30 protein-coding genes are annotated in these 25,420 nt (G+C 68.5%); 23 read left to right on the forward strand and 7 right to left on the reverse strand.

Annotated elements, in window-relative coordinates; genetic code table 11:
* The first annotated feature begins 61 nt into the window (after positions 1-61).
* The 7 genes from ihfB to I7S92_RS18675 all read left to right on the forward strand — a co-directional run bounded on the left by ihfB (position 62) and on the right by I7S92_RS18675 (position 4,475).
* Positions 62-343, forward strand: a complete 282-nt coding sequence (gene ihfB / locus I7S92_RS18645; RefSeq protein WP_197647030.1) for an integration host factor subunit beta — start codon at positions 62-64, stop codon at positions 341-343.
* Between the two features lie 62 nt (positions 344-405).
* Positions 406-759: a LapA family protein gene (locus I7S92_RS18650; RefSeq protein ID WP_197647031.1), complete on the forward strand. Its 354-nt coding sequence runs from the start codon at positions 406-408 to the stop codon at positions 757-759.
* Position 760: 1 nt separating this feature from the next.
* Positions 761-1,426, forward strand: coding sequence for a phosphoribosylanthranilate isomerase (locus tag I7S92_RS18655; protein WP_197647032.1), 666 nt, complete (start codon positions 761-763; stop codon positions 1,424-1,426).
* A gap of 136 nt (positions 1,427-1,562) precedes the next feature.
* Entirely contained in the window at positions 1,563-2,795 is a 1,233-nt protein-coding gene (gene trpB, locus I7S92_RS18660) for a tryptophan synthase subunit beta (protein ID WP_197647033.1), read from the forward strand.
* A gap of 171 nt (positions 2,796-2,966) precedes the next feature.
* Positions 2,967-3,410, forward strand: a complete 444-nt coding sequence (locus I7S92_RS18665) for a PepSY domain-containing protein (RefSeq protein WP_197647034.1) — start codon at positions 2,967-2,969, stop codon at positions 3,408-3,410.
* A gap of 90 nt (positions 3,411-3,500) precedes the next feature.
* Positions 3,501-3,905: a hypothetical protein gene (locus I7S92_RS18670; RefSeq protein ID WP_197647035.1), complete on the forward strand. Its 405-nt coding sequence runs from the start codon at positions 3,501-3,503 to the stop codon at positions 3,903-3,905.
* Between the two features lie 24 nt (positions 3,906-3,929).
* Positions 3,930-4,475, forward strand: coding sequence for a helix-turn-helix transcriptional regulator (locus I7S92_RS18675; protein ID WP_197647036.1), 546 nt, complete (start codon positions 3,930-3,932; stop codon positions 4,473-4,475).
* Here the strand turns inward: I7S92_RS18675 and I7S92_RS18680 are convergent, their stop codons facing one another.
* A complete protein-coding gene (locus I7S92_RS18680; RefSeq protein ID WP_197647037.1) occupies positions 4,476-4,850 on the reverse strand; it encodes a DUF2237 family protein in 375 nt (124 codons plus the stop codon). It abuts the gene before it with no gap.
* Between the two features lie 227 nt (positions 4,851-5,077).
* On the opposite strand from I7S92_RS18680, the gene ileS reads away from it, so the two are divergent.
* The 3 genes from ileS (at position 5,078) to I7S92_RS18695 (ending at position 9,429) form a co-directional block, all read left to right on the forward strand.
* Positions 5,078-8,026 (forward strand): isoleucine--tRNA ligase, encoded by a 2,949-nt coding sequence (ileS, locus tag I7S92_RS18685; protein WP_197647038.1) that lies wholly within the window; start codon positions 5,078-5,080, stop codon positions 8,024-8,026.
* A 32-nt stretch (positions 8,027-8,058) separates the two neighbouring features.
* Positions 8,059-8,490: a methylated-DNA--[protein]-cysteine S-methyltransferase gene (locus I7S92_RS18690; protein WP_287865836.1), complete on the forward strand. Its 432-nt coding sequence runs from the start codon at positions 8,059-8,061 to the stop codon at positions 8,488-8,490.
* 102 nt (positions 8,491-8,592) lie between these two features.
* Positions 8,593-9,429 (forward strand): EamA family transporter, encoded by an 837-nt coding sequence (locus I7S92_RS18695; protein WP_197647040.1) that lies wholly within the window; start codon positions 8,593-8,595, stop codon positions 9,427-9,429.
* 71 nt (positions 9,430-9,500) lie between these two features.
* On the opposite strand, the gene I7S92_RS18700 is transcribed toward I7S92_RS18695, so the two are convergent.
* The 4 genes from I7S92_RS18700 to fsa form a co-directional block, all read right to left on the reverse strand.
* Positions 9,501-10,205 carry a CDP-alcohol phosphatidyltransferase family protein gene (locus I7S92_RS18700; RefSeq protein WP_197647041.1) on the reverse strand — a complete coding sequence of 235 codons (705 nt, stop codon included), beginning with the start codon at positions 10,203-10,205 and terminating at the stop codon, positions 9,501-9,503.
* Between the two features lie 54 nt (positions 10,206-10,259).
* Positions 10,260-11,183, reverse strand: coding sequence for a tyrosine recombinase XerC (locus I7S92_RS18705; RefSeq protein ID WP_197647079.1), 924 nt, complete (start codon positions 11,181-11,183; stop codon positions 10,260-10,262).
* Complete coding sequence (locus I7S92_RS18710; RefSeq protein WP_197647042.1) at positions 11,180-11,878, reverse strand: DUF484 family protein; 699 nt, start codon at positions 11,876-11,878, stop codon at positions 11,180-11,182. Before I7S92_RS18710 ends, I7S92_RS18705 begins: the two co-directional genes overlap by 4 nt.
* A gap of 216 nt (positions 11,879-12,094) precedes the next feature.
* Positions 12,095-12,748 (reverse strand): fructose-6-phosphate aldolase, encoded by a 654-nt coding sequence (gene fsa, locus I7S92_RS18715; protein WP_197647043.1) that lies wholly within the window; start codon positions 12,746-12,748, stop codon positions 12,095-12,097.
* A gap of 133 nt (positions 12,749-12,881) precedes the next feature.
* Here fsa and I7S92_RS18720 point away from each other — a divergent pair, with 133 nt between their 5' ends.
* The 5 genes from I7S92_RS18720 to I7S92_RS18740 all read left to right on the forward strand — a co-directional run bounded on the left by I7S92_RS18720 (position 12,882) and on the right by I7S92_RS18740 (position 18,615).
* On the forward strand, positions 12,882-15,041 hold the full coding sequence (locus I7S92_RS18720) for a primosomal protein N' (RefSeq protein ID WP_197647080.1): 2,160 nt from the start codon (positions 12,882-12,884) through the stop codon (positions 15,039-15,041).
* Between the two features lie 185 nt (positions 15,042-15,226).
* Positions 15,227-16,462, forward strand: coding sequence for an MFS transporter (locus tag I7S92_RS18725; protein ID WP_197647044.1), 1,236 nt, complete (start codon positions 15,227-15,229; stop codon positions 16,460-16,462).
* 50 nt (positions 16,463-16,512) lie between these two features.
* Positions 16,513-17,172, forward strand: coding sequence for a peptide-methionine (S)-S-oxide reductase MsrA (gene msrA, locus I7S92_RS18730; protein ID WP_197647045.1), 660 nt, complete (start codon positions 16,513-16,515; stop codon positions 17,170-17,172).
* A 108-nt stretch (positions 17,173-17,280) separates the two neighbouring features.
* The gene (locus tag I7S92_RS18735; protein ID WP_197647046.1) at positions 17,281-18,153 is read left to right on the forward strand and encodes a 50S ribosomal protein L11 methyltransferase; all 873 of its coding nucleotides are present in this window, start codon (positions 17,281-17,283) and stop codon (positions 18,151-18,153) included.
* 114 nt (positions 18,154-18,267) lie between these two features.
* Positions 18,268-18,615: a hypothetical protein gene (locus I7S92_RS18740; RefSeq protein WP_197647047.1), complete on the forward strand. Its 348-nt coding sequence runs from the start codon at positions 18,268-18,270 to the stop codon at positions 18,613-18,615.
* Positions 18,616-18,689: 74 nt separating this feature from the next.
* Here the strand turns inward: I7S92_RS18740 and I7S92_RS18745 are convergent, their stop codons facing one another.
* Both I7S92_RS18745 and I7S92_RS18750 read right to left on the reverse strand, forming a co-directional pair.
* Positions 18,690-18,893: a DUF1127 domain-containing protein gene (locus I7S92_RS18745; RefSeq protein WP_197647048.1), complete on the reverse strand. Its 204-nt coding sequence runs from the start codon at positions 18,891-18,893 to the stop codon at positions 18,690-18,692.
* A 58-nt stretch (positions 18,894-18,951) separates the two neighbouring features.
* Positions 18,952-19,143: a hypothetical protein gene (locus I7S92_RS18750; RefSeq protein ID WP_197647049.1), complete on the reverse strand. Its 192-nt coding sequence runs from the start codon at positions 19,141-19,143 to the stop codon at positions 18,952-18,954.
* 57 nt (positions 19,144-19,200) lie between these two features.
* Between I7S92_RS18750 and ruvC the strand changes: the two genes are divergently transcribed.
* The 8 genes from ruvC to I7S92_RS18790 all read left to right on the forward strand — a co-directional run bounded on the left by ruvC (position 19,201) and on the right by I7S92_RS18790 (position 25,379).
* Complete coding sequence (gene ruvC / locus I7S92_RS18755) at positions 19,201-19,710, forward strand: crossover junction endodeoxyribonuclease RuvC (protein ID WP_197647050.1); 510 nt, start codon at positions 19,201-19,203, stop codon at positions 19,708-19,710.
* A gap of 10 nt (positions 19,711-19,720) precedes the next feature.
* Positions 19,721-20,398, forward strand: coding sequence for a Holliday junction branch migration protein RuvA (ruvA, locus tag I7S92_RS18760; RefSeq protein ID WP_197647051.1), 678 nt, complete (start codon positions 19,721-19,723; stop codon positions 20,396-20,398).
* Positions 20,395-21,438 (forward strand): Holliday junction branch migration DNA helicase RuvB, encoded by a 1,044-nt coding sequence (ruvB, locus tag I7S92_RS18765; protein WP_197647052.1) that lies wholly within the window; start codon positions 20,395-20,397, stop codon positions 21,436-21,438. Before ruvA ends, ruvB begins: the two co-directional genes overlap by 4 nt.
* 156 nt (positions 21,439-21,594) lie before the next feature.
* The gene (locus I7S92_RS18770; RefSeq protein ID WP_197647053.1) at positions 21,595-22,209 is read left to right on the forward strand and encodes a hypothetical protein; all 615 of its coding nucleotides are present in this window, start codon (positions 21,595-21,597) and stop codon (positions 22,207-22,209) included.
* 202 nt (positions 22,210-22,411) lie between these two features.
* A complete protein-coding gene (gene ybgC, locus I7S92_RS18775) occupies positions 22,412-22,816 on the forward strand; it encodes a tol-pal system-associated acyl-CoA thioesterase (protein WP_197647054.1) in 405 nt (134 codons plus the stop codon).
* Between the two features lie 197 nt (positions 22,817-23,013).
* Positions 23,014-23,709 carry a protein TolQ gene (gene tolQ, locus I7S92_RS18780; RefSeq protein WP_197647055.1) on the forward strand — a complete coding sequence of 232 codons (696 nt, stop codon included), beginning with the start codon at positions 23,014-23,016 and terminating at the stop codon, positions 23,707-23,709.
* 3 nt (positions 23,710-23,712) lie between these two features.
* Positions 23,713-24,195 carry a protein TolR gene (gene tolR, locus I7S92_RS18785; RefSeq protein ID WP_197647056.1) on the forward strand — a complete coding sequence of 161 codons (483 nt, stop codon included), beginning with the start codon at positions 23,713-23,715 and terminating at the stop codon, positions 24,193-24,195.
* 5 nt (positions 24,196-24,200) lie between these two features.
* The gene (locus I7S92_RS18790) at positions 24,201-25,379 is read left to right on the forward strand and encodes an energy transducer TonB (RefSeq protein WP_197647057.1); all 1,179 of its coding nucleotides are present in this window, start codon (positions 24,201-24,203) and stop codon (positions 25,377-25,379) included.
* Positions 25,380-25,420 lie beyond the last annotated feature (41 nt).

Raw genomic sequence — 25,420 nt, forward strand, 5'->3', positions numbered from 1 at the left:
TAGTCAGGCGAGAAAAATCGTGGCGGCCGCTGCCATTGGGCCGACCACAGGGGGGACACGGATGATTAGGTCCGAACTGATCCAGAAGATCGCCGACGAAAACCCGCATCTGACACAGCGCCATGTCGAGCGGATCGTGAACACGGTCTTCGAGGCGATCATCGACGCCCTGGCCAAGGGCGACCGGGTGGAATTGCGCGGCTTCGGCGCCTTTTCCGTCAAGGCGCGGGACGGCCGCGTGGGCCGCAATCCCCGCACCGGCGAGGCGGTGCAGGTCGATGACAAGAAGGTGCCGTTCTTCAAGACCGGCAAGCTTCTGCGCGACCGGCTGAACACGAAATAGCCCTGCGGCTTGCGCCCGGGCGGGAACGGGCCGATATTGGTCCGAAGACGCTGGGGCCCGACATGATCCGCACCTTGAGACTGATCCTCCTTGGCCTTCTGGGCCTGATCCTGCTGACGCTGGCCCTGGCCAACCGCGCCCCTGTCGAGGTGCGGCTCTTGCCGGGCGACCTGGCGGCGCTGACCGGGCTGACCTGGGGGATGCAACTGCCGCTGTTCCTGGTGATCTTCGCCGGGATCCTGGCGGGGGTGCTGATCGGCTTCGTCTGGGAATGGTTCCGCGAGCATGGCCACCGCGCCACCGCCAGCCAGAAATCGCGCGAGGTAGCGCGGCTGGAGCGGGAACTGGCGGTGCTGCGGGACTCGACCTCGGTTCCGCCGAAGGACGAGGTGCTGGCGCTGCTGGACAAGGGCTGAGATGGAGGTCCGGGTCAAGATCTGCGGGCTGCGCAGGGCGGCGGATGTCGTGGCGGCGGCAGCGGCCGGGGCGGCCTATGCGGGCTTCGTCTTCTTCCCGAAAAGCCCGCGCCACCTGACGGTCGAAGCCGCGCGCGCGCTGGCGCTGGGGGCGCCGGAGGGGCTGTGCAAGGTGGCGCTGACGGTCGATGCCGACGACGCGACGCTGGACGCCATCGTCGGGGCGGTGCCGCTGGACATGCTGCAGCTTCACGGCCGCGAGGCGCCGGAGCGGGTGGCCGAGGTCAAGGCGCGCTATGGCCTGCCGGTGATGAAGGCGATCGGTGTGGCGGACGAGGGCGATCTGGCCGGGCTCTTGGAGATGAGCCTGGCGGCGGACCAGCTGCTGATCGACGCGAAGCCGCCGAAGGGCGCGGCGCTGCCGGGGGGCAACGGGCTCGCCTTCGACTGGCGGCTGCTGGTCGGGCGCAAGTGGCTGCGGCCCTGGATGCTGGCCGGGGGGCTGACGCCGGAGAACGTGGCGCAGGCGGTGCGGCTGACCGGGGCGCGGCAGGTGGATGTCTCCTCGGGCGTGGAAAGCGCGCCGGGGGTGAAGGACCCGGCCAGGATCGCGGCCTTCGTCCAGGCGGCGCAGGGGGTGAGGGACGGCGTTCCCATCCTGCGGTAGCCCGATTTCTTGAAGAAATCGCCTCGGAAATCTTCGATTTCCGGTCCGGAATTTGGAAAATTCCGGTGCGGCGCCCAACCCCTTTCCCCGCGCCGCCAATGGCGCTACATCGCTTCTGGAACAACGGGGGTGCGCCATGGCCGAGGACGGGTTGAACAGCTTCATGACGGGGCCGGACGAGGCGGGGCGCTTCGGGATCTTCGGCGGGCGCTTCGTGTCCGAGACGCTGATGCCGCTGATCCTGGAGCTGGAAGAGCGCTACAACCATGCCAAGACCGACCCGAGCTTCTGGGCCGAGATGGACGACCTCTGGAAGCATTATGTCGGCCGGCCCTCTCCCCTGTATTTCGCGCCCCGCCTGACCGAGCATCTGGGCGGCGCCAAGGTCTACATGAAGCGCGACGAGCTGAACCACACCGGCGCGCACAAGATCAACAACGTGCTGGGCCAGATCATCCTGGCGCGGCGGATGGGCAAGACCCGGATCATCGCCGAGACGGGCGCTGGCCAGCACGGCGTGGCGACGGCGACGGTCTGCGCCAAGTTCGGGCTGAAATGCGTGGTCTACATGGGCGCGCATGACGTGGAGCGGCAGGCGCCCAACGTCTTCCGGATGAAGCTGCTGGGGGCCGAGGTGATCCCGGTGACGAGCGGCCGCGGCACGCTGAAGGACGCGATGAACGACGCGCTGCGCGACTGGGTGACGAACGTCCGCGACACCTTCTACTGCATCGGCACGGTGGCGGGGCCGCATCCCTATCCGGCCATGGTGCGCGACTTCCAGTCGATCATCGGCAAGGAGGTGCGCTGGCAGCTGGCCGAGCAGGAAGGCGAGGGGCGGCTGCCCGACGTGGTGGTCGCGGCCATCGGCGGCGGGTCGAATGCGATGGGGCTGTTCTTCCCCTTCCTCGACGACCCCTCGGTGCGGATCGTCGGCGTCGAGGCGGGCGGCAAGGGCGTGGACGACCGGATGGAGCATTGCGCCAGCCTGACGGGCGGGCGGCCGGGGGTGCTGCACGGCAACCGGACCTATCTGTTGCAGGACGGCGACGGGCAGATCCTGGAAGGCTTCTCGATCTCTGCGGGGCTCGACTATCCCGGCATCGGGCCGGAACATTCCTGGCTGCATGACGTGGGCCGGGCGGAATATGTCAGCATCACCGATGCCGAGGCGCTGGAGGCGTTCCAGCTCTGCTGCAAGCTGGAGGGCATCATCCCGGCGCTGGAGCCGAGCCACGCCCTGGCCCAGGTGATGAAGCTGGCGCCGACGCTGTCGCGCGACAAGATCGTCGTGATGAACATGTGCGGCCGCGGCGACAAGGACATCTTCACCGTCGCCAAGCACCTGGGCGTGCAGATGACGGTGTGATGCCCGGATCGGGCGGCGGATTTTGGCCATAAACCCGAGTTTAGGGGAACAATCCATCGGCTTATGGACTGGGGGCTAAACCCTGGTGCAATTTCTTTGCGCGATATGCGGCGGTCAGGTCGGGGCTCTTGCCGCCGAGCTGGCCAGGCAGATCGCAAAGGGAAAAGACCGATGAAGCTCAAGACCGGACTGATGCTGTTCGCCGCCGCCGCGGTGTCGGCGAACATGGCCCATGCCGCGATCAGCGGCGACGACCTGGCCCAAGCCTACCTGGCGCAGGGCTACGATTATGTCGAGGTGAAGGTCGGCCCGACGCAGACCAAGGTCGAGGCGGTGAAGGGCTCTGCCAAGGTGGAAGTGGTCTATGACAACGAGACCGGCGGCATCCTCAAGCAGGAGCAGGAAGTTGCGGAGGGCGACGACCTGGGCAAGACCGGCTCGGAGATCACGACGGTCGGGCGCGACTTCGAGGACGGCGATGATGACGGCAGCGATGACGACGAGGACGACGATCAGGACGACGACGACGGCAGCAGCGACGACCATGGCGGTGACGACGACGGGAGTGACGACCGTGGCGACGACGGCAGCGACGACAAGGGCGGCGAGGACTGAAGCCCTGGCCCGAGCGAAGCGGGGGTCCCGGTCTTGCCGGGGCCTCCGGCCTGTTCCATACTTGCCCGAGACGGGCCCGAGGGGATCGACATGAAACGCCGGGATTTTCTGACTGTCCTCGCGGCGGGCCTGGCGGCCGCAGACCCCGCCTTGGCGCAGGACTACGTCCGGAGCATCGTCCGTCAACTGCGACAGCAGGGCTTCGCCTCGGTCACCGAGGAACGCACCCTCCTGGGGCGCGTCAGGATCGTCGCGGTCAGCGGAGACGGTCGGCGCGAGATCATCGTCAACCCCAACAACGGCGAGATCCTGCGGGATCTGTGGTCGCCCAGCGGGAACGGCGTTGCCGAGGTGACGATCATCGACGACCGCAAGCCCGGCAAGGGCAAAGGCAAGGGCAAGGGCGGCAGCGATGATGACGACGACGACGACGACGATGACGACGATGACGACCGCGACGATGATCGGGAAGACCGTGATGACGACAAGGACTGAGGCCGCGCCGGATCGGGGCGCCCGGTGAGACGCGCGGCGCCCTTCCTGACGATCTTCGTCATCCAGGCGGTCTGCGCCTTCTTCTTCGTGTCCGACATCCTCGCCTCGGTCCTGGGCGTCGAGACCACGCCGGTCAGCTGGGAGACGCGCGAGTTGATGGAGATCGGCGCCTCGGTCGGGCTGGTCCTGGGCGTCGTGGTCGGCGGACTGATGCTGCACCGGGCGCTGCGCGACCGGACCCATGCGCTGCGCGACCGCAACGAGGCCGAGGAGCGCCTGCGCCGCGCCTCGGGCGCCTTCATGGACCTCTTGCACGAACGCTTTGCCGAATGGGGCCTCACGCCGTCGGAAAAGGACGTGGCGCTGTTCGCGATCAAGGGCCTGTCCACGGCCGAGATCGCGGGCCTGCGCACGACCAGCGAGGGCACGGTCAAGGCGCAGACCAATGCGATCTATCGCAAGGCGGGGGTGAGCGGACGGCCGCAGCTTCTCAGCCTGTTCATCGACGACCTGATGCGCGAGGACGGGGCGGTGCGTCTGGCGGCGAACCAGACCGGCGACGCGGCCTGATCAGGTCGCGTCCGTCGCGTATTCGCGCAGGATCTCCAGCGGGACGACGGCCAGCGTGGCCTGATGGGTGGCGGCAAGGCGCAGCTGCGGGGCGGCGCCCTCCTCATGCGCCTGCAGGAAGCGGGCGGCGCAGAGGCACCACTGGTCACCGGGCTTCAGCCCCTTGAAACCGTATTCCGGGCGCGGGGTCGAAAGGTCGTTGCCCAGGTATTTCGACAGCGCCAGGAACTCGGCCGTCATGACGGCGCAGACCGTGTGCAGCCCGCGGTCCATCGGTCCGGTATTGCAGCAGCCGTCGCGGAAGAAGCCGGTGACCGGCTCGGTCGAGCAGGGTTCCAGCGGCTGGCCAAGGACGTTGAGCGAGGGGAGTTTCATGCGGCCTCCTTTCACCCGTGAGGGTAGCGCCCCGCGGGCCATTGTCCAAGGGTCGCCGCACTGGACCCTTGCCGGGGCATTGTCTATAACGCCGCCCATGCAGACTTGGGCCCGCACCGCGCGAATTACCGGCCCGGCGGGCTGAGCTTCAGCCGCCGGGTTTTCGACGATTGCCCCGGCCCGCAGGTGCGGGCCGACCTGCCTCTTGATCCTGGGACCGATCCGCCATGTGTGCCGATACCACTCTGCCTTCCGACGCCCCCGACTACCGCGACACCGTCTTCCTGCCCGAGACCCAGTTCCCGATGCGCGCGGGCCTGCCCCAGCGCGAGCCGGGCTGGCTGGCGCGGTGGGAGCGGATCGGGGTCTATGACCGGCTGCGCGCTTCGGCGGCGGGGCGGGCGCCCTTCGTGCTGCATGACGGCCCGCCCTATGCCAACGGCCACCTGCACATCGGCCATGCGCTGAACAAGGTGCTGAAGGACATGGTGGTGCGCAGCCAGCAGATGATGGGCCGCGATGCCCGCTATGTGCCGGGCTGGGACTGCCACGGGTTGCCGATCGAGTGGAAGATCGAGGAGCAGTACCGCGCCAAGGGGCTGAACAAGGACGACGTGGACACGGTCGCCTTCCGCCAGGAGTGCCGCCGCTTCGCCGAGGGCTGGATCGACGTCCAGCGCGAGGAGTTCAAGCGGCTGGGGGTGACGGGGAAATGGGACCGGCCCTACCTGACGATGGACTACCACGCCGAGGCGGTGATCGCCGACGAGTTCATGAAGTTCCTGATGAACGGGACGCTCTACCAGGGCTCGAAGCCGGTGATGTGGTCGCCGGTGGAGAAGACCGCTTTGGCCGAGGCGGAGGTGGAGTATCACGACCATACGAGCCATCAGGTGTGGGTGCGGTTTCCGGTTCGGGGCGCGCATTGCGGTCCAGCGTTCCCGAAGTCTCATCACGATGCGCTGATGTCCGCAAGCGTCGTAATCTGGACGACAACCCCTTGGACTATCCCACAGAATAGAGCCGTCGCCTTCAATCCTGAAATTGACTATTCAGTGTTTGAGATCAAAGCCGTCGGTGAGAACAGTGCTGCAAGAGTTGGTGAGAAAGTCATCGTTGCAGACGCTCTGGCTGATGCCGTGTTTGGATCAGCAAAGGTTGAGGGCGTGGAGAAGCTTTTTGCACTCGACGCGAGGCATCTGGATTTGTTCCCGTTCCTTCTCGCCCATCCATTCCGGGGCGTTGAAGGCGGCAATCGTGAGTGGGACTACGACGTCCCCATGTTGCCGGGCGAGCATGTCACCGACGATGCCGGGACCGGGTTCGTGCATACTGCGCCCTCCCACGGGGATGACGACTATCAGCTGGGCGTGAAGTTCGGCCTGCCGATGACCTACAATGTCGAGGCGGACGGGTCCTACCGCTCGGACCTGCCCTTGTTCGGCGGGCAGCACATCATCACGCCCGAAGGCAAGGAGGGGCCGGCGAACGTGTCGGTCATCAAGCAGCTGGCCTACTCCGGCGCGCTCTTTGCCAAGGGGAAGCTGAAGCATTCCTATCCGCATTCCTGGCGCTCGAAGGCGCCGGTGATCTACCGCAACACGCCGCAGTGGTTCGTCGCCATCGACCGAAAGCTGGATGACGGGATGTCGACCTATGGCGACACGATCCGCAGCCGCGCGCTCAATTCGATCAATCAACTGGTCGAGTGGACGCCCGCGACCGGCCGCAACCGCCTGCATTCGATGATCGAGGCACGGCCGGACTGGGTGCTGTCGCGCCAGCGCGCCTGGGGCGTGCCGCTGACCTGTTTCGTCAGGAAGGGCACGCGGCCGGATGCGGCGGACTTCCTGCTGCGCAACGCCGAGGTCAACGCGCGGGTCAGGGCGGCCTTCGAGGCCGAGGGCGCGGATGTGTGGTATGTGCAAGGATTCAAGGAGCGGGTGCTGGATGGCATCGTGGATCCGTCGGATTATGAACAGGTCTACGATGTGCTGGACGTCTGGTTCGATTCCGGCTCGACCCATGCCTTCGTGTTGCGCGACCGCGAGGACGGGACGGCGGACGGGATCGCGGACCTCTATCTGGAAGGCACCGACCAGCATCGCGGCTGGTTCCATTCCTCGATGCTGCAGGCCTGCGGGACCAAGGGGCGGGCGCCCTATCGGGGCGTGCTGACGCACGGCTTCACGCTGGACGAGAAGGGCATGAAGATGTCCAAGTCTCTCGGCAACACCGTCGCGCCCGAAGAGGTGATCAAGGACTACGGCGCGGATATCCTGCGGCTCTGGGTGGCGCAGTCGGACTATACGGTCGACCTGCGGATCGGGAAGGAGATCCTGAAAGGCGTTGCCGACAGCTATCGCCGGCTGCGCAACACCATGCGCTACATGCTGGGCGCGCTGGCCGGATTCAGCGAGGCGGAGCGGGTCGATGTGGCCGAGATGCCCGAGCTGGAGCGCTGGGTGCTGCACCGGCTTGCCGAGCTGGATGCCGAGGTGCGGGCGGGCTATGCAGCCTACGACTTCCAGGGGGTGTTCCAGAAACTGTTCACCTTCTGCACCACGGATCTTTCGGCGGTCTATTTCGACATCCGCAAGGATGCGCTCTACTGCGACGCGCCGTCCTCGCTGCGGCGGCGGGCCTGCCGGACGGTGATGGACCTCCTCTTCCACCGGCTGACCACCTGGCTCGCCCCGGTGCTGGTCTTCACCATGGAGGAGGTCTGGCTGGAGCGGTTCCCGGGCGAGGAAAGCTCGGTCCATCTGGTCGACTTCCCGGAAACGCCGGCCAGCTGGCGGGATGAGGCGCTGGCGACGAAATGGGACTCCTTGCGCGATGCGCGGCGGGTGGTGACCGGGGCGCTGGAGGTGCAGCGGACCGCCAAGGTGATCGGGGCGAGCCTCGAGGCCGCGCCGGAGGTCTTCGTCTCGCCGGTGCTGGCGGGGGTGCTGGGCAGCGTGGATTTCGCCGAGTTGTGCATCACCTCGGACCTGAAGCTGTCCACGGCGGAGGCGCCGGAGGGGGCCTTTGCGCTGGCCGATGTGCCGCAGGTGGCGGTGGTGTTCCATGCAGCGACGGGCGCGAAATGCGAACGCTGCTGGAAGGTGCTGCCGGATGTGGGGACGCATCGGCATCCGGGCACCTGCCGGCGCTGCAACGACGCGCTGGGGTGAACGTGGGCAATATTGCCCACCCTACGCGGGCCGTGGTCCCGACCCCCTTCGGGCCGGTGACGCTGGTCGAGGCGGACGGCCTCCTGGTCCGGCTGGACTGGAGGGCCGATCCGGGCGAGGGCTCGGACCTGCTGGACGAGGCGGCGGCCCAGCTTCGGGCCTATTTCGACCGCCGCCTTCTCCGCTTCGACCTGCCCTTCGACTGGGGCGAGGGGCTCGATGCCGCCGTGCGCCGGGCGATGGCCGACATCCCCCTGGGCGAGACGCGGACCTATGGCCAGATCGCCCGCGCAGTCGGCGCCCCGGCCCAGGCGGTGGGGCAGGCCTGCGGCGCGAACCCGCTGCCGATCCTGATCCCCTGTCACCGGGTCACCGGCACCGACTGGTTCGGCGGCTTTTCCGCGCCGGGCGGGGTAGAGACCAAGGCCGCGCTCCTGCGGCACGAGGGGGCGCTGCTTCTCTAGGCCTGGGCCCTGTCGAAAGGGCGGCTCTGGAGCCATGCGCCCGCTTGTGCGGAGCCGGGCCGGGGGTTAGCCATTGGTCAACGGTCTTCTTGCGGGTGCGTCTTGACCCTTGGCATCTTCCTGGCGGTCCTTGGCGCGGCCTTCCTGCATGCGCTGTGGAACGCGCTGATCAAGCTTGGCACGTCCAAGGTCGGCGGGATGGTGATCCTGTCGATCGTCGAAGTACCGATCGGCCTGGCGGTGGCGGCCTTCGCCGCGCCGATCGACCCGGCGGCCATTCCCTGGGTGATCGCGGCGGGCTGCACGCATTTCGCCTACAAGTTCTTCCTGACCTATGCCTATGATCGGGGCGACCTGAGCCGGGTCTATCCGATCGCGCGCGGGGCCGCGCCGATGGTGGTGGCGCTGGTCGGCGCGCTGTTCCTGTCGGATGCGGTCAGCGGGCAGGAATATCTGGCGATCGCGGTGCTGGCGGGGGGGATCCTGCTGATGGCGCGGGGGGTCTTCGCCTCGGGCGAGAACCGCAGGCTTCTGCCCTTTGCGCTGGGTTCGGCGCTGGCGACGGCGACCTATACGCTGATCGACGGGATGGGGGCGCGGGTCTCGGGCGCGCCGGTGGCCTATGTGGCCTGGGTCTTCGTGGCGGATGGCTGCTTCTTCACGTTGGGGATGGTGGCGCTGCGCGGGCTGGACGTGATCCCGCGGGACTGGCGCGCCTGGCGGATGGGGACCTTCGCCTCGGCGGCGAGCTACGGGGCCTATGCGGTGTCGATCTGGGCGATGACGCTGGCTCCGATCGCGGTGGTGGCGGCGCTGCGCGAGACCTCGATCCTGTTCGCGGTGCTGATCGGCTGGCTGGTCTTCGGCGAGCGCATGAGCGGCGAGAAGGCGCTGGCGGCGGTCACCATCGTGGCGGGGGTGATGCTGATGCGGCTGTGACGGCTCCTCGTGCGACTTCGTCTTCTCGTCGCGGCGCAGCGAGGAGTGACGAAGTCATCGACGAGCGGGAGTCAGCGGACCCGGCGGATGCCTTCGGGGACCAGCTGCTGGGCGATGCCGGCGAGGGCGAGGTAGAGCGAGGTCAGCACCAGCAGCCATTTGGCCACGGGCCCTTCCTGGAAATCCCACCAGGCGGCCCAGCTGGCCAGGACGATCCAGGCGACCGTCACGGCCAGCGAGATCTCGTGCCAGCGGTTCGTGCGGACCGGGTGGATGAACTTGAGGTTGGTGAACATCGTCACCGTCAGCAGGATCACCACCAGAAGGATCACCGTCTGGCTGGGCTGGGTGGCGAAAAGCACCAGGACCACCATGTTCCAGCAGCCGGGGAAGCCCGCAAAGCTCTTGTCCTTGGTCTTCATCCTGGTGTCGACGAAATAGATCACCGAGCCGTAGCAGATCATGATGATCGCCAGCCATCCGGTCCACCCGGGCAGCAGGCCGGACTTGAAGAGGGCAAAGGCCGGGATGAAGACATAGGTGAGGTAGTCGATGATCAGGTCCATCAGGATCCCGTCATAGTTCGGCCAGTTGGTCTTCACATGGTAGCGCCGCGCCAGCGGCCCGTCGATCCCGTCGACGATCAGCGCGGCCACCAGCCAGAGGAACATCAGGCTCCACTTCTCCTCGACGGCCGCCAGCATGGCGAACATCGACAGCACCGCCCCGGTGGCGGTGAGCAGGTGGACCGAGAGGGCTTTCAGACGTGGGCTCATCGGTTTCTTGATGGCGGATAACGCTTCCGTGCGCAACAGGGCTTGGGCGTCAAGTCAGGCTCTCGGGTGGGCTTTTTCGTAGACCTCCATCAGCTGCGCGGCATCGACGGCGGTGTAGCCCTGGGTGGTGGAAAGCGAGGCATGGCCCAGAAGCTCCTGGATCGCGCGGAGGTCGCCGCCGGCCGCAAGGAGATGGGTGGCGAAGCTGTGGCGCAGCGCATGCGGCGTGGCCGAGGCGGGCAGGCCGAGGCGCAGGCGGGCGCGCTCCATCGCGGCCTGGATCAGGCGGGGATTGACCGGGCCGCCGCGCGCGCCGCGGAACAGGGGGTCGGACGGGACGAGGTCGTGGGGGCAGAGTGCGGCATAGGCGGCGACGGCCTCGGCGGCGGCGGGGATCACCGGGACGATGCGGGTCCGGCCGCCCTTGCCGGTGACGCGGAGGCTTTGCGGCAGCGGATGGTCGGCGCCGGTCAGGGCCAGCGCCTCGGAGATGCGCAGGCCGAGGCCGTAGAGCAGCGTGGCGATGGCCGTATCGCGGGCGACGATCCAGTCCGCACGCGCGTCCTGGCCGATCTCGTCCAGCATGGCGCTCGCGCCGTCCTCGGTGAGGGGGCGGGGCAGGGTGCGGCGATAGCGCGGCGAACGGGCCGAGAGGACGGTGGTCGCCTCGGCCCCGCTGCGGTCGGCGGCCCAGGCGGTGAAGGTCTTGACCGCCGACAGCGCCCGGGCCAGCGAGCGCGAGGAGAGGCCCTGCGCGCGTTCCTCGGCCATCCAGGCGCGCAGGTCGGCCTGGCTGGTGGCGGCGACGCGGGCCAGCCCCCCGGTCCCGCCCTGGTGCTGCGCGAGAAAGACGAGATAGCGCGCGACGTCGCGGCGATAGGCGGCGATGGTGTTGGGGGCGGCGCCCTCCAGCGCGGCCAGCTGCGCCAGCCAGTCCGCCAGCGCCTGCCCCAGCGCCGGGGCCAGGAAGGGGATCAGGCCAGCCACCGCTGCACTTGCCGCTCGAACACCCCGGCGAAGAAGGTGAGCAGGTCGGTGCCATGCGTCGGCCGGAACATGTGCGGGTCTTCCGAGCCGAAGGCCAGCAGTCCGGGCAACCGTCCCTTGCCGAGGTCGAGCTGCATCAGCGCCTCGGAGCGCAGTTCGGCGGCCTGCGGCCCGAAGACGGTGGCGGCAAGCGCGGTGGTGGCGCGCAGGACGACCGGCCGGGCGGTGCCGCTGCGGCCGTTCGAGAGATACTGGCCGACATGGCCGCGCGGACCGACCTGCATCACCTCGCCCTGTTTCTGCAGCGCGGGGTCCGAGCGGCCGTCCTCCTGCGCGGTTTCCAGCACCAGGCGGACGGCATCGACGCGCAGGGTCTGGGCGACCTCGCCCTTCAGGGCGGCGATGAAGCCCTCGAAGCTGGCGGGCTCCAGGAGTTGCAGGACGGCACGGTGGATCTGATTGGTGCCGGCGAGATTCTCGTAGGCCGCCGCGATGACGGAACGGTGGGTATCCTCCAGCCGGTCGAGCCGGGTTTCCAGGCGGCGCATGGCGATGCCGCGCAGGTCGACGATATTGGCGCCCATCGCGCGCTCGTTGGCGGCGACGAGGGCGTTCATCACGTCGCGGTCTTCCAGAAGCCGTTCGGGTTCGGCCAGGATCAGGTCGCGCAGGTCGGGTTCGATCATGGGTCAGCCAGCCGGTTTGGACAGGAAATCCCGCGCATTATAGGCGGAAGCTGATCCGTCTGGCGACTGGTTTCTGGCGCAAGGGCGGCCGGGATCGGCAGGGATGCAACAATCCGCCTCGCCGCCGTCCCGCCGGGTGATCCGGGGGCCGAAAGCTTGGCCCGCCGGGGAGCCGGGCCGAAGCCCGACCTGCGACATGCGGCGATGCCGCCGGGGTCAGAGGATCTTCTGGCCGGTCTTGGCCCAGTCGGCGTTGAACTGCTCCAGCCCCTTGTCGGTCAGGACATGGTTCGCCAGCGCCTTGATCACGGCCGGGGGCGCGGTCACCACGTCGGCCCCGATCAGGGCACAGTCCTTGACGTGGTTCGGGTTGCGGATCGAGGCGGCAAGGATCTGGGTGTCGAAGCCGTAGTTGTCGTAGATCGTGCGGATGTCGCCGATCAGGTCGATGCCGTCGAGGTGGATGTCGTCCAGCCGGCCGATGAAGGGCGAGATGAAGGTCGCGCCCGCCTTGGCGGCGATCAGCGCCTGGTTGGCGCTGAAGCAGAGCGTCACGTTGACCATGAAACCTTCGCCCGACAGCACCTTGCAGGCCTTGAGCCCGTCCCAGGTCAGCGGCACCTTGACCGCGATGTTCTGGGCGATGGCGGCGAGTTTCCGGCCCTCGGCGATCATGTCGTCGGCTTTCATCGCCACGACCTCGGCCGAGACCGGGCCTTCGACGAAGCTGCAGATTTCCTTGGTCACTTCCAGGATGTCGCGGCCGGATTTCAGGATCAGCGAGGGGTTGGTGGTGACGCCGTCCACCATGCCCAGGGCGTGCAGTTCGCGGATGGCGTCGACGTCGGCGGTGTCGATGAAGAATTTCATGGGGGTCGCTCCTTCGGCGGTTGCGGGGGGTGCCGCGCGGGGGTTGAATGCTCTCGGGGCGCGGTTTACCCCAAACGGCTGGTGAGCGAAAGGTTGCAGCTTGGCGGATCGGGTCTATCAGGCGGGCGACCTCGTGGGGGTGCTGACGACCGAGCCCCTGGGCCGCGTCCTCGACTATCGCGCGCCGGAGGGCGGCTGCGGCGACGGGGATTTCGTCGAGGTGCCGCTGGGTCCGCGCCGGGTGCTGGGCGTGGTCTGGGGACCGGGCGAGGGGAGGTTCGACCCCTCCCGGATCCGGCCCGTCACCCGTGTGCTGGACGCAAGGCCGATGCGGGCGGAGTTGCGGGCGTTTCTGGCGAAGGCGGCGGACTACACGCTGACGCCGCTGCCGGCGATGCTGCGGCTGGCGACGCGGGCGCCGGGTCTGGGGGCGCCGCCCTCGACGCGGCGGGTCTACCGGCTGGCGGGGCCGGTGCCGAACCAGCTGACCGAAGCCCGGCACCGGGTGATCGAGGCCCTGCGCGCGTTCGGCGGGGCTCCGGTCACGCTGGGCGAGCTGGCCGAGGCGGCGGGCTGCGGCGCCTCGGTGGTCAAGGGGCTGGTGAAGCTGGGCGTGGTGGCCGAGGAGGACACGCCGCGCGACACGCCCTATCCGCGGCTGAAGGCGGACCGGGGGATGCGGCTGGCGGGCGATCAGGTCGAGGCCGGGGATGCGCTGGTGGCCGATGTGGCGCGGGGGGGCTATGCGGCGACGCTGCTGAAGGGCGTCACGGGGTCGGGCAAGACCGAGGTCTATCTGGAGGCGGTGGCGGAGTGCCTGCGGGCGCACCGGCAGGCGCTGGTGCTGCTGCCGGAGATCGCGCTGACGGCGGAGTTCCTGACCCGCGTGGAGGCGCGGTTCGGGGCGAAGCCGGCAGAGTGGCATTCCGGCGTCACGATGACCGAGCGGCGGCGGCTGTGGAAGATGGCGGCCGAGGGCGAGGCGGGGCTGGTCGTCGGCGCGCGCTCGGCGCTGTTCCTGCCGTTCCGGGACCTCGGCCTGGTCGTCGTCGACGAGGAGCACGACACCTCCTACAAGCAGGAGGACGGGGTTCTCTACAACGCCCGCGACATGGCGGTGCTGCGGGCGGCGATCTGCGGCTGCCCGGTGGTGCTGGCCTCGGCCACGCCGTCCCTGGAGACCTGGGCCAATGTCGAGGCGGGGAAGTATCGGCGGCTGGACCTTGGAAGCCGCTTCGGCGCGGCGGAGCTGCCGGAGATGCGGGCGATCGACATGCGGGCCGAGAAGCTGCCGGGGGACCGCTGGATCTCGCCCACGCTGGCGGCCAAGGTCGATGCGGTGGTCGGGCGCGGGGAACAGGCTTTGTTGTTCCTGAACCGGCGGGGCTTCGCGCCGGTGACGCTCTGCCGGGCCTGCGGGCATCAGGTCGGCTGCGACCACTGCGACGCGCGGATGGTCGAGCATCGCTTCCAGAAACGGCTGGTCTGCCACCAGTGCGGCGCGACGAAGCCGGTGCCGCTGGCCTGTCCTGCCTGCGGGGTCGAGGGCAGGATGGCCGCCGTGGGGCCGGGGGTGGAGCGGCTGGCCGAGGAGGTGGCGGCACGCTTCCCGGAGGCCCGGGTGGCGGTGCTCTCGTCGGACCTGTTCGGCAGCGCCCGGGCGTTGAAGGAGAAGATCGCCGGGATCGCGGCGGGTGGCGCGGATATCATCATCGGCACGCAGATCGTGGCCAAGGGGCACAACTTTCCCCTGCTGACGCTGGTCGGGGTGATCGACGCCGACCTCGGCTTGCAGGGCTCGGACCTCCGCGCGGCGGAGCGGACCTTCCAGCTGATGCGGCAGGTGGCGGGACGGGCAGGCCGGACGGCCGAGCGGAAGGGCGAGGCCTGGCTTCAGACCCACCAGCCGGAGCATCCGGTGATCCGGGCGATCCTGGGCGGCGACGAGGAGGCCTTCTGGGCAGCGGAGGCGGCGGAACGGAAGGCTGCGGGCGTGCCGCCCTATGGCCGGATGGCGGGGATCATCCTGTCCTCGCCGGACGTGGCGCAGGTGTTCGACTTCGGGGCGGAGCTGGCGCGGCGGGACGGGCCCCTGCGCCGGATCGGGGCCGAGGTCTGGGGCCCGGCGCCCGCGCCCATCGCCAAGGTGCGGGGCCGGCACCGGGTGCGGCTGCTGGTGAAGGCGGAGAAGGCGGCACCATTGCAGGCGGCGCTGGCGGAATGGCTGGGGCAATTCAAGCCGCCGAGGGATCTGCGGCTGGCGGTGGACATCGACCCGCAGAGTTTTCTGTGAGGGGGCGCGGGGGCAAACCGGCCGGCGACCACCGTCGGGTGCGCTACAGCGCACCTTCGGACGGTGCGCTGTAGCGCACCCTACGATGGCGGCTCTGGATTGTGACTGTACGATGGCGGCTCTGGATTGTGACTGACACAAGCTTTCGCTTTGCCTGCCCTGCGCGCAGGGAGTAAGCGGGGAGCATGTTGCGCGCGCCGATGTCCCTTGCCGAAGTCCACGATCTGCCCGCGTGGCGGCGGCCGGAGGCTCTCCTCTACCTCATGGCGGCGGCGATGCCGCTGAGTTTCGCCACCTGGTCGGCGCTTCTGAACAACTTCGTCATCGAGGCGGCCGCCTTCACCGGCAAGGAGATCGGCTGGCTGCACACGGTGCGCGAGATCCCCGGTTTCCTGGCCATCGGCGTCATCCTGATCCTGCTGGTGATGCGCGAGCAGGTGCTGGCGCTGGTCGCGCTGGCGCTCCTCGGCGCGGCCTCGGGGGTGACGGCCTGGTTTCCGTCCTTCACCGGGATCCTGGTCTGCACGCTCCTGTCCTCGATCGGGTTCCATTATTTCGAGACGGTGAACCAGTCGCTGCAGCTGCAATGGATCGACAAGGACCGCGCGCCCATCGTGCTGGGGCGGATCCTGGCGGTGGGGGCGGGGGCGTCGCTCGCGGCCTATGGCGCGATCGTCGCGCTGTGGGAGGCGCTGGGGCTGGACTACAACATGGTCTACCTCGCCTCGGGCGGCTTGACGCTGGCCATCGTCCTTGTCGCCGCGCTGGCCTATCCGCAGTTCGAGAACCCGCATCCGCAGCACAGGCACATGGTCCTGCGCCGGCGCTACTGGCTGTATTATGCGCTGCAGTTCATGGCCGGGGCGCGGCGGCAGATCTTCGTCGTCTTCGCGGGCTTCATGATGGTGGAGCGTTTCGGGATGAAGGTCGGCGAGATGACCGCGCTTCTCCTGGTCAACTACCTGATCAACATGGCCATCGCGCCCGCCATGGGCCGGGCGCTGGGCAAATACGGCGAGCGCAGCGTGATGGGCTTCGAATATGTCGGGCTCACGCTGGTGTTCCTGGCTTACGGCGGGCTTTACTGGTTCGGCTGGGGTATCGTGGTCGCGGGCGGGCTTTACATCCTGGACCAGCTGTTCTTCGCGCTTTCCTTCGCGCTGCGGACCTATTTCCAGAAGATCGCCGATCCGCGCGACATCGCGCCCACCGCGGCGGTGGCCTTCACCATCAACCATATCGCGGCGGTCTTCCTGCCGGCGGCGCTGGGCTACATGTGGGCGCAGTCGCCCGACCATGTGTTCCTCTTGGGCGCGGGCATGGCGCTGGTCGCCTTCGGGCTGATCTGCCTGATCCCGCGCCATCCCGCGCCGGGGAACGAGACGCTGTTCTCGCGCGCCCTGCCGCAACCGGCCGAGTAGGCTGGCGCGGCGGGCGGGTTGCCTATATTCGGGGGAAACGGAGGTCGCAGATGCTGTTCAACCGCGCGAAGATGGAGATGGTCACACCCGGGAACGCCCTGCCGGGGCGGGCCGAGCCGCTCCCCACGGCCGAGCGGCATTTCCTGAGCGGCCTGCCGCTGAAGTCCCCGGTACCTCCGGGGATGGAGGAGGCGATGTTCGGCATGGGCTGCTTCTGGGGCGTGGAGCGGAAGTTCTGGAACCGGCCGGGCGTCTGGCTGACCATGGTGGGCTATGCCGGGGGCTTCACGCCGAACCCGACCTACAAGGAGACCTGCACCCAGCTTACCGGCCATAACGAGGTGGTGCGGGTGATCCATGACCCCGCGGTGGTCAGCTATGAGGAGCTTTTGCAGCTGTTCTGGGAAAACCACGATCCGACGCAGGGGATGCGGCAGGGCAACGACCTGGGCTCGACCTATCGCTCGGGGATCTACACCTATACCCCGGCGCAGATGGAGGCCGCGACGGCCTCGAGGGCGGTCTACCAGCAGGCGCTGACGGCGGCGGGGAAGGGGCCGATCACCACCGAGATCCTGCCCGCGCCCGTGTTCTATTTCGCCGAGGATTATCACCAGCAATATCTGGCGAAAAACCTGGACGGCTATTGCGGCATCGGCGGCACGGGCGTGAGCTGCCCGATCGGGACCGGCGTGCGGGCGGGGGCCTGAGAACCGGGGCCTAAAATTTTTCGACGAAAAATTTTAGGCCGTCTCCTCCGGGCGAAACTTGTCGGGGCGCGGCCTTCCGCGTAAGGCCGGAGGCAAAGGAGTGCCGCCATGCCGACCTATTCCGCCCTGACCACCCTGCCCGGCGAGGAGGCCGCGCAATCCCTTGCCGCCGCCATGGAGCGGATGGACCCGGAACCGACCGGGGTCGGCGTCTTCGAGATCGAGGACGGCTCGGGCCTCTGGGAGGTCGGCGGCTATTTCCTGGAGCCGCCGGACGAGGTGATACTGGAGGTCCTGGCCACCGCCTTCGGCGCGCGGCCCTTCGCGCTGTCGGAACTGCCCGAGATCGACTGGGTCGCCAAGGTCCGGCGCGAGCTTTCCCCGGTCGAGGCGGGGCGATTCTTCGTCTATGGCAGCCATGACGCGGACAAGGTGCCCCAGGGGCGCGTGGCGTTGCAGATCGAGGCGACGGTCGCCTTCGGCACCGGCCACCATGGCACGACGCTGGGTTGCCTCCTGGCCTTCGACCGGCTTCTGACCGAAGGCTGGCGGCCCGCCAGGGTGGCCGATATCGGCTGCGGCACGGCGGTCCTGGCCATGGCGGCGGCGGCGGTGCTGCCCGGGGCGCTGGTCATCGCCAGCGATATCGACCGGGTCGCGGTGGACGTGGCCGAGGCCAATGTCGCGATCAACGGGCTTGAGGGCCGGGTCGAATGCCTGGAGGCGGCCGGGCTGGATCACGCGCGAATCGTGGCAGCCGGCCCCTACGACCTGATCTTCGCCAACATCCTGAAGGGCCCGCTGATCGAACTGGCGCCGGGAATCGCGACTCAGCTTGCAGCCGGAGGTAGAGCCATCCTGTCGGGTTTGCTCGCTGTGCAAGCAGATTCGGTGAAGGCGGCTTACGAGGCCGCCGGACTTTGTCTGCAAAGTCGCGACGATCTTGGCGAATGGTCGGTGCTTGTTCTGCGGAAACCCTGAAGTCGTGGACAATCCTTGACGGAGGGGCGTGTTGGGTGCACCCAAGGCAACATGCCGCATTTTGGCCATAAAACCGCAGCAACATTGCCTTGTCCGAGTTTCGGGGAGCAGACCATGTGGGTAGATCCCAACCTTAATGATTTCTACAGCCGCGTCTCGCGGATCGAGAAGGCCCATGCCAAGGGCTATGGCTTCGAAGCCGCCGGAACCCTGGGCCGCAAGGCCTCGACCCGGCACGGCTCGCGTCTGTTGCGGCTGGCGAAGCCCTTGGTGCTGGCCTTGGCGGTGGGGATCGGGCTGAAGGGCGTGATCCATTACTATGTCGGGCCGCAGACCTATGAAAGCCGCGTCAGCGCGCTTGCGGCGGGAAGCGGCTTCGATCCGGTCGGGGCTTGGCTGATGCATGCCGATCCGGGGATGCTCTGGGTCTCAAGCCAGCTGCGCGCGCTGCTGCCGCGCTGAGGCCCGAGGGCAACGCAAAAAGGCCGCACCCCGGTGCGGCCTTTCACATTCCGGCTAGGCGCCTCACCCGTCGCTCAGCGACCGATGAACTCGATGTCGCCGCGGCACAGACCGATATCGTCCAGCTCGCGGTCGGAAAGCTTGTTCAGCGAATTGCGGGTCACGCGCGCATCGTTCCATGCGGCAAGAGCGCCGAAGACATTCGTCACCGCGTTGATCGCGCGGAAGGTGGTGATGGCGCCGTAGGGCGCCGGGCGGGTCGTCTCGACAGCGGCCATGGCGTTCATCCTGTTCATACTTCACATCGCAAGGGCCTATTCCCTTGCCCTTGACGATCTAGTCTTGCTGCGAATGCAAAGCAACTGACGCCCGGACAAGGCCGCAATGCAGCCGCTGCATGGCTGGCGTCACGATTTTTTCATCTTTTTCAGGATGTTTTCGCGCCTTCGTCGAATTCATGCGCCGTTGCGTCGCATTCTGCAAGTGCAAAATGATGCGGCCGCCCTGCCCGGCAGCCGGAAAAGCCATTGGCGGATGTTCCCTTTTCGTGCTAGCCCTTGTGGCAAAGGGAAGGACGGGGGCAAGATGCGGGTCATCGGCATCGATCCGGGGCTGCGAAACCTGGGCTGGGGGGTGATCGACGTCGCGGGCTCGCGCCTGACCCATGTCGCCAACGGCATCTGCCATTCCGATGGCGGCGAGGGGGATCTCGCGGTGCGGCTTCTGTCGCTGCATCTCCAGCTGACCGAGGTCCTGCGCGCCTGGCAGCCCGAATCGGCGGCGGTGGAGCATACCTTCGTCAACAAGGATGCGGTGGCGACGCTGAAGCTGGGCCAGGCGCGGGGGATCGCGCTTCTGGTCCCGGCGCAGTTCGGCCTGAGCGTCGGGGAATATGCGCCGAATGCGGTGAAGAAGACGGTGGTGGGCGTGGGTCATGCGGCGAAGGTGCAGGTGGATCATATGGTGAAGCTGCAGTTCCCCGGCGTGAAGGTCGCCGGACCGGACGCGGCGGATGCGCTGGCGGTGGCGATCTGCCACGCGCATCATGTGCAAAGCGCGGGCCGGTTGCAGGCGGCGTTGAGGGCGGCGGAATGAGGGGCTTTTCGTGATCGGACGGATCTCGGGGCGGCTGGACTGGCGCGGGCCGGACCATGTGCTGATCGACGTGCGCGGCGTGGGCTACATCGTCCATGTCAGCGAGCGGACGCTGGCCGGGATGCCTGCGGCGGGCGAGGCGATCAGCCTTTATACCGAGCTTCTGGTGCGCGAGGACCTGCTGCAGCTGTTCGGCTTTCCGACCATGCTGGAGAAGGAGTGGCACAAGCTTCTCATGACCGTGCAGGGCGTGGGCGCCAAGGCCGCGATGGCGATCCTTGGAACGCTCGGGGCCGAGGGCGTGGGCCGGGCGATCACGCTTGGCGACGCGCGGGCGGTGCAGGCGGCGCCGGGCGTGGGGCCGAAACTGGCGCAGCGGGTTATCCTGGAACTCAAGGCCAAGGCCCCCGGCGTGATGGCGGCGGGCGCGGGCCTGGCGGCCAAGGCCGGGGCCGAGGATGTGGTCATCGAGGAGAGCGCGCCGGCGCCCGCGTGGAAGCCGGCGAAGGTCGATGAGGGCGCGGCGCGGCGGGCCTCGGCCTCGGCGGATGCGCTGTCGGCGCTGGTCAACCTCGGCTATGGCCAGAGCGACGCGGCGCAGGCGGTGGCGACGGTGATGGGCGGCGAGCCCGACCTGGAAGCGGCCGGGCTGATCCGGGCGGCCCTGAAACTGCTGGCGCCGAAATGAGTTCCGACCCGACCCTGCGCCCCGAGAAGCTGCCCGAGGACACCGACCGCGCGCTCAGGCCGCAGATGCTGGGCGAATTCATCGGTCAGGCCGAGGCGCGGGCGAACCTCGCCGTCTTCATCGAGTCGGCCCGGATGCGGGGCGAGGCGATGGACCACACGCTGTTCCACGGGCCGCCGGGCCTGGGCAAGACCACGCTGGCGCAGATTATGGCGCGCGAGCTGGGGGTGGGGTTCCGGATGACCTCGGGCCCTGTCCTGGCCAAGCCGGGGGACCTGGCGGCGATCCTGACCAATCTGGAGCCGCGGGATGTCCTGTTCATCGACGAGATCCACCGGCTTTCCCCCGTGGTGGAGGAGGTGCTGTATCCGGCGCTGGAGGATTTCGCGCTGGACCTGGTGATCGGCGAGGGACCGGCGGCGCGGACGGTGCGGATCGACCTGCAACCCTTCACCCTGGTCGGCGCGACGACGCGGCTGGGCCTGCTGACGACGCCGCTGCGGGATCGGTTCGGCATCCCGACGCGGCTGGAGTTCTATTCCGAGGCCGAGCTTTACGAGATCGTCGCCCGGGGCGCGCGGCTGATGGGGCTGGCGGCGGAGCCGGAGGGCTGCCGCGAGATCGCGCGGCGGGCGCGGGGGACGCCCCGGATCGCCGGGCGGCTTCTGCGCAGGGTGGCGGATTTCGCGCTGGTCGAGGCCGGGGGCCGGATCAGCCGCGAGCTGGCGGACCGGGCGCTGACGCGGTTGCAGGTGGACAACCTGGGGCTCGATGGCGCGGACCGGCGCTATCTGACGCTTCTGGCCGGGAATTATGGCGGCGGGCCGGTGGGGGTGGAGACGATCGCCGCGGCCTTGAGCGAGCCGCGCGATGCGATCGAGGAGGTGATCGAGCCCTACCTGTTGCAGCAGGGCCTGATCCTGCGCACCCCGCGCGGCCGGATGCTGGGGGCGAAGGCCTGGCGGCATCTGGGGCTGGAGGCGCCGAAGGTGCCTGATGCGGGAAGACCGGGGCAGGCGGACCTGTTCGGGGACAAGTAGGCGGCGCGCGTTCCGCGCAAGGCTTTTGTCTCGTCGTCGGGCTTCGCCTCCTCCTCGGATGTTGGGGGTTCACCCCCCATGCCAGCGGTTTCTTGAACCGATGGCGAAACCTCTGGCATATCCCGAGAGTATTTGGACCAAGAGGAACGGGGAAGTATGGGACCGGCGGAGATCGAGGCTTTGTTCACGCGGGGCGACGGGCAGTATCTGTTCGCGCGCTGGGGGCGCCCGGTGGTGCCGGTGGTCTTCGGGGTGGACGATGCGAGCCTGGCGGTGTTCAAGGGCGCCTTCGAGGCGGTCGTGGCGCTGGCGGGTCACCGGATGGCCGAGACGGACCCGGAGCTCGGGGCGAACCTGATGGTGTTCTGTTTCCGGGACTGGGCGGAGCTTCTGGAGGTGAAGGACCTCGGTCGGCTGGTGCCGGAACTGCCGGCGCTGGTGGCGCGGCTGGAGGCGGCGGGGGCGAACCAGTACCGGATCTTCCGCTTCGATGCGGCGGGGACGATCAAGGCGGCCTTCGTCTTCCTGCGGATGGATGCGGCGCTGGCGGCGATGGAGGCGGAGACGCTGGCGCTGGCCCAGGCGGTGCAGGTGATCCTCTTGTGGTCGGACCGGGCCTTCGACGGGACCTCGCCGCTGGCGCGGGCGGGAGAGCGGGTGATCCTGCGGCCGGAGATCGGGGCGGTGATCCGGGCAGGGTATGATCCGGTGATGCCGGGGGTGGCGCGCGATCCCTCTCACGCGCTGCGGCTGGCGGCGCGGGTGGGCTGAGCCGCCCGCGCGCAGGCCGTCTGGCGCAGGCAGGAACTTCAAGGGCTTCCCTGCGGGTATTCAGGGATTGTTGACATCTTGCGGAGAGCCGGCGGCGCCCCCCCACCCCCATCCCCTCCCCACGAGGGGGAGGGGAGGTGCTTGACGGCAGCCCCCGCTTCGGGAGAGCAAACGGGTGGCTGTCACCAACCCTGGAAACCGCATGACTCCGCACCAGTTCCGCACCCGCGTCTATTACGAGGACACCGATCTTGCCGGGATCGTCTATTACGCGAACTATCTGAAGTTCATCGAACGGGCGCGGACGGAATGGGTGGCCTCGCTGGGCGTCGACCAGATGGCGCTGAAGGCGCGGGACGGGATCGTCTTTGCCGTGCGGCGGGTGGAGGCGGATTTCCTGCGCCCGGCGAGGTTCGGCGATGACCTGGTGGTGGAGACCAGGCTGCAGGGCCTGGGCGGGGCGCGGATCGTGCTGGAGCAACTGGTGCTGCGCGGGGGCGAGCGGCTGTTCGCCGCGGTGGTGACGCTGGTCTGCCTGACCGAGGCGGGCCATGCGGCGCGGCTGCCGCCGGAGCTGCGGGCGAGGCTGGCGGGGCCGCTGCATTGATCGCCGTCCCGGCCGCTCGTCGATGACTTTGTCGCTCCTCGCGGGGGGAACCGCCGAGGAGGAGACGAAGTCGAACGAGGAGGGGGCGGATGGCGGATGCCTGCCGCTGACAGAGTTGTGTTGGCATTCCCCCTGCAATCTTGATAGAATCAGCGATAACGGAGCCGATCAACGGCCCGACACACAAGAGCAGGCGTATGGACACGGACACCCTTGCGATGGCGCAGGAGATTGATTTCTCCATGGTCGCCCTTTTCTTGCGAGCGACCTTCACGGTGAAGATCGTCATGATCATGCTGATGATCATGTCGTTCTGGTCCTGGGCAATCATCATCCAGAAGCACATCATGCTGCGGAAGGCGCAGGGCGAGGCCTCGATCTTCGACCGGGCCTTCTGGTCGGGCGAGCCGCTGGACGAGCTTTTCGAGAAGATCGGATCCGAGCCGCAGGGCCAGTCGGAAAAGATTTTCTCGGCCGGGATGCTGGAATGGCGGCGCAGCCACAAGCAGGACGGCGGGCTGATCGCCGGGGCGCAAAGCCGGATCGACCGGGCGATGAACGTGGCCATCGCGCGCGAGAGCGAGTTCATGAACCGGGGGCTGAGCTTCCTGGCCACCACCGGCTCGACCGCGACCTTCATCGGACTCTTCGGCACGGTCTGGGGGATCAAGCACAGTTTCGAGCAGATCGCGATCAGCCAGAACACCAGCCTGGCCGTCGTGGCCCCCGGCATCGCCGAGGCGCTCCTGGCGACCGGCGTGGGCCTGGTCGCGGCGATCCCGGCGGCGGTCTTCTACAACAAGCTGTCGGCCGACATCGACCGCGTGCTCGGCGGCTATGAGGCCTTCGCCGACGAATTCGCGACGATCCTGTCGCGCCAGCTGGATTCGTAAGCCATGGGCATGGGGGTTTCGGGATCGGCGGGCGGCGGGCGGCGTCGCCGGCGCGGGGGGCGTTCCGCCTCGATGCACGAGATCAACATCACGCCGATGGTCGACGTGATGCTGGTGCTGCTGATCATCTTCATGGTGGCGGCGCCGATGCTGACGGTGGGCGTGCCGGTGGAACTGCCGAAGACGGCGGCCGCGGCGCTGCCGACCGAGCAGGAGGAGCCGCTGACGGTGACGGTCACCGCCACCGGCGGGATCACGATCCAGACCACCGAGGTGGCGGATGGCGAGATGATCCCGAAGCTGAAGGCGATCGCGGCCGAGCGGACCTCGAAGAAGGTGTTCCTGCGCGCCGATGGCGCGGTGCCCTATGAGCGGGTGGCCCAGGTGATGGGGGCGCTGAACGCGGGCGGGTTCAACGAGATCGGCCTGGTCACCGATGCCGAGGGGCCTGCCTTCGGGGCGGCTGACGGCGGGTCGGGCGGCTGAGGCGGATGGAGCGGCGGTTCCAGACGGGGACGGTGGTCTCGGCGATCGGGCACGCGGGGGTGATCCTCTGGGTGCTGCTCGGCGACTGGCTGTTCGCGCCCGAGCCGCCGCAGGAGATCGTGCTGACCTCGGTCGATTTCGTGACCAGCGCCGAGTTCGACGCGATGCAGGCTGCGGCGACCGAGACGCCCGCCGAGGAGCCCGCGCCGGTCCGCCCGCAATCCCGGCCGGAGGAGGCGGTGGTGCCCGAGCCCGAGCCCGCGCCCGAGCCCGCGCCCGAGCCGGAACCTGAGCCCCAGCCCGAACCTGCGCCCGTGCCCGAGCCGGAACCCGAGCCCGCGCCCGCGCCGAGCGACGCGGTGCAGGCGGAGACCGAGCAGCTTCTGCCGTCGGAATCGACCGAGATCCAGCCCGAGGCGGAAGCCGAGGCGATCGTCGCCCCCGATCCGGTGCAGCCGGAGACCGAGGCCGAGACCTCGGACACGCCCGAGCCCGCGGTGAGCGAGGAGCCGGCGGCGGAGGAGATCATCCAGCAGGAGCAGACCGAGGCGACCGTCCCCGAGGATACCGGCGACATCACCCGGACCGAGGCGAACGAGGACCAGCAGGCGGAGACCGGGATGACCACCTCGCTGCGGCCGAGGGCCAAGCCCGCGCGCCCGACGCCGCAGCCCGAGCCGGAGCCTGAACCCGAGCAGGAGGTCGCCGCCGCCGAGCCGGCGCGGGAGACCCCGGCCGAGCCGGAGGCCCAGCCGGTGGACGATGCCGCGACCGAGGATGCGATCGACGCGCTGCTGGGCGAGGCGGCGGCCGAGCCGGTGGAGGAGCCTGCCGCCTCGGGCGGGCAGGACCTGCCGCAGGGCCCGCCGCTGACGGGCGGAGAGATGGGCAACATCTCCAGCGCCATCTCGCGGAAGTGGAACCTCGGCGCGGCCTCGACCGAGGCGCTGAGCTCGACGATCGTGCTGCGGGTGAGTTTCGCGCCGGACGGCAAACCGACGAATTTCGAACTGCTCGAATCCAGCGGGCCGAGCCAGACCGGGGTCGACAAGCTGTATGAGACGGCGCGCCGGGCGGTGAACCGGGCCCATGCCGACGGCGGACTTCCGCTGCCGCCGGACAAATACGACACCTGGCGCGTGCTTGACCTGGTCTTCGATGCCAATGGGATGCGGGCAAGATGACCGGGAACCAAAGCCGCGAATTCCCCTTTCTCCCGCAGGGC

Source organism: Tabrizicola soli (assembly GCF_015999335.1).
Classification (GTDB): Bacteria; Pseudomonadota; Alphaproteobacteria; order Rhodobacterales; family Rhodobacteraceae; genus Tabrizicola; species Tabrizicola soli.

Coding starts and splice junctions, on each gene's coding strand:
- msrA (WP_197647045.1), top strand. CDS start 16,513: ATGCTGTTCAACCGCGCGAAGATGGAGATGGTCACACCCGGGAACGCC.
- I7S92_RS18655 (WP_197647032.1), top strand. CDS start 761: ATGGAGGTCCGGGTCAAGATCTGCGGGCTGCGCAGGGCGGCGGATGTC.
- I7S92_RS18680 (WP_197647037.1), bottom strand. CDS start 4,850: ATGAAACTCCCCTCGCTCAACGTCCTTGGCCAGCCGCTGGAACCCTGC.
- trpB (WP_197647033.1), top strand. CDS start 1,563: ATGGCCGAGGACGGGTTGAACAGCTTCATGACGGGGCCGGACGAGGCG.
- ihfB (WP_197647030.1), top strand. CDS start 62: ATGATTAGGTCCGAACTGATCCAGAAGATCGCCGACGAAAACCCGCAT.
- I7S92_RS18670 (WP_197647035.1), top strand. CDS start 3,501: ATGAAACGCCGGGATTTTCTGACTGTCCTCGCGGCGGGCCTGGCGGCC.
- I7S92_RS18790 (WP_197647057.1), top strand. CDS start 24,201: ATGGAGCGGCGGTTCCAGACGGGGACGGTGGTCTCGGCGATCGGGCAC.
- ruvB (WP_197647052.1), top strand. CDS start 20,395: ATGAGTTCCGACCCGACCCTGCGCCCCGAGAAGCTGCCCGAGGACACC.
- tolQ (WP_197647055.1), top strand. CDS start 23,014: ATGGACACGGACACCCTTGCGATGGCGCAGGAGATTGATTTCTCCATG.
- I7S92_RS18725 (WP_197647044.1), top strand. CDS start 15,227: ATGTTGCGCGCGCCGATGTCCCTTGCCGAAGTCCACGATCTGCCCGCG.
- I7S92_RS18665 (WP_197647034.1), top strand. CDS start 2,967: ATGAAGCTCAAGACCGGACTGATGCTGTTCGCCGCCGCCGCGGTGTCG.
- tolR (WP_197647056.1), top strand. CDS start 23,713: ATGGGCATGGGGGTTTCGGGATCGGCGGGCGGCGGGCGGCGTCGCCGG.
- ybgC (WP_197647054.1), top strand. CDS start 22,412: ATGACTCCGCACCAGTTCCGCACCCGCGTCTATTACGAGGACACCGAT.
- I7S92_RS18650 (WP_197647031.1), top strand. CDS start 406: ATGATCCGCACCTTGAGACTGATCCTCCTTGGCCTTCTGGGCCTGATC.
- fsa (WP_197647043.1), bottom strand. CDS start 12,748: ATGAAATTCTTCATCGACACCGCCGACGTCGACGCCATCCGCGAACTG.
- I7S92_RS18770 (WP_197647053.1), top strand. CDS start 21,595: ATGGGACCGGCGGAGATCGAGGCTTTGTTCACGCGGGGCGACGGGCAG.
- I7S92_RS18750 (WP_197647049.1), bottom strand. CDS start 19,143: ATGGCTTTTCCGGCTGCCGGGCAGGGCGGCCGCATCATTTTGCACTTG.
- I7S92_RS18710 (WP_197647042.1), bottom strand. CDS start 11,878: ATGATCGAACCCGACCTGCGCGACCTGATCCTGGCCGAACCCGAACGG.
- I7S92_RS18745 (WP_197647048.1), bottom strand. CDS start 18,893: ATGGCCGCTGTCGAGACGACCCGCCCGGCGCCCTACGGCGCCATCACC.
- I7S92_RS18700 (WP_197647041.1), bottom strand. CDS start 10,205: ATGAGCCCACGTCTGAAAGCCCTCTCGGTCCACCTGCTCACCGCCACC.
- I7S92_RS18735 (WP_197647046.1), top strand. CDS start 17,281: ATGCCGACCTATTCCGCCCTGACCACCCTGCCCGGCGAGGAGGCCGCG.
- ruvC (WP_197647050.1), top strand. CDS start 19,201: ATGCGGGTCATCGGCATCGATCCGGGGCTGCGAAACCTGGGCTGGGGG.
- ileS (WP_197647038.1), top strand. CDS start 5,078: ATGTGTGCCGATACCACTCTGCCTTCCGACGCCCCCGACTACCGCGAC.
- I7S92_RS18740 (WP_197647047.1), top strand. CDS start 18,268: ATGTGGGTAGATCCCAACCTTAATGATTTCTACAGCCGCGTCTCGCGG.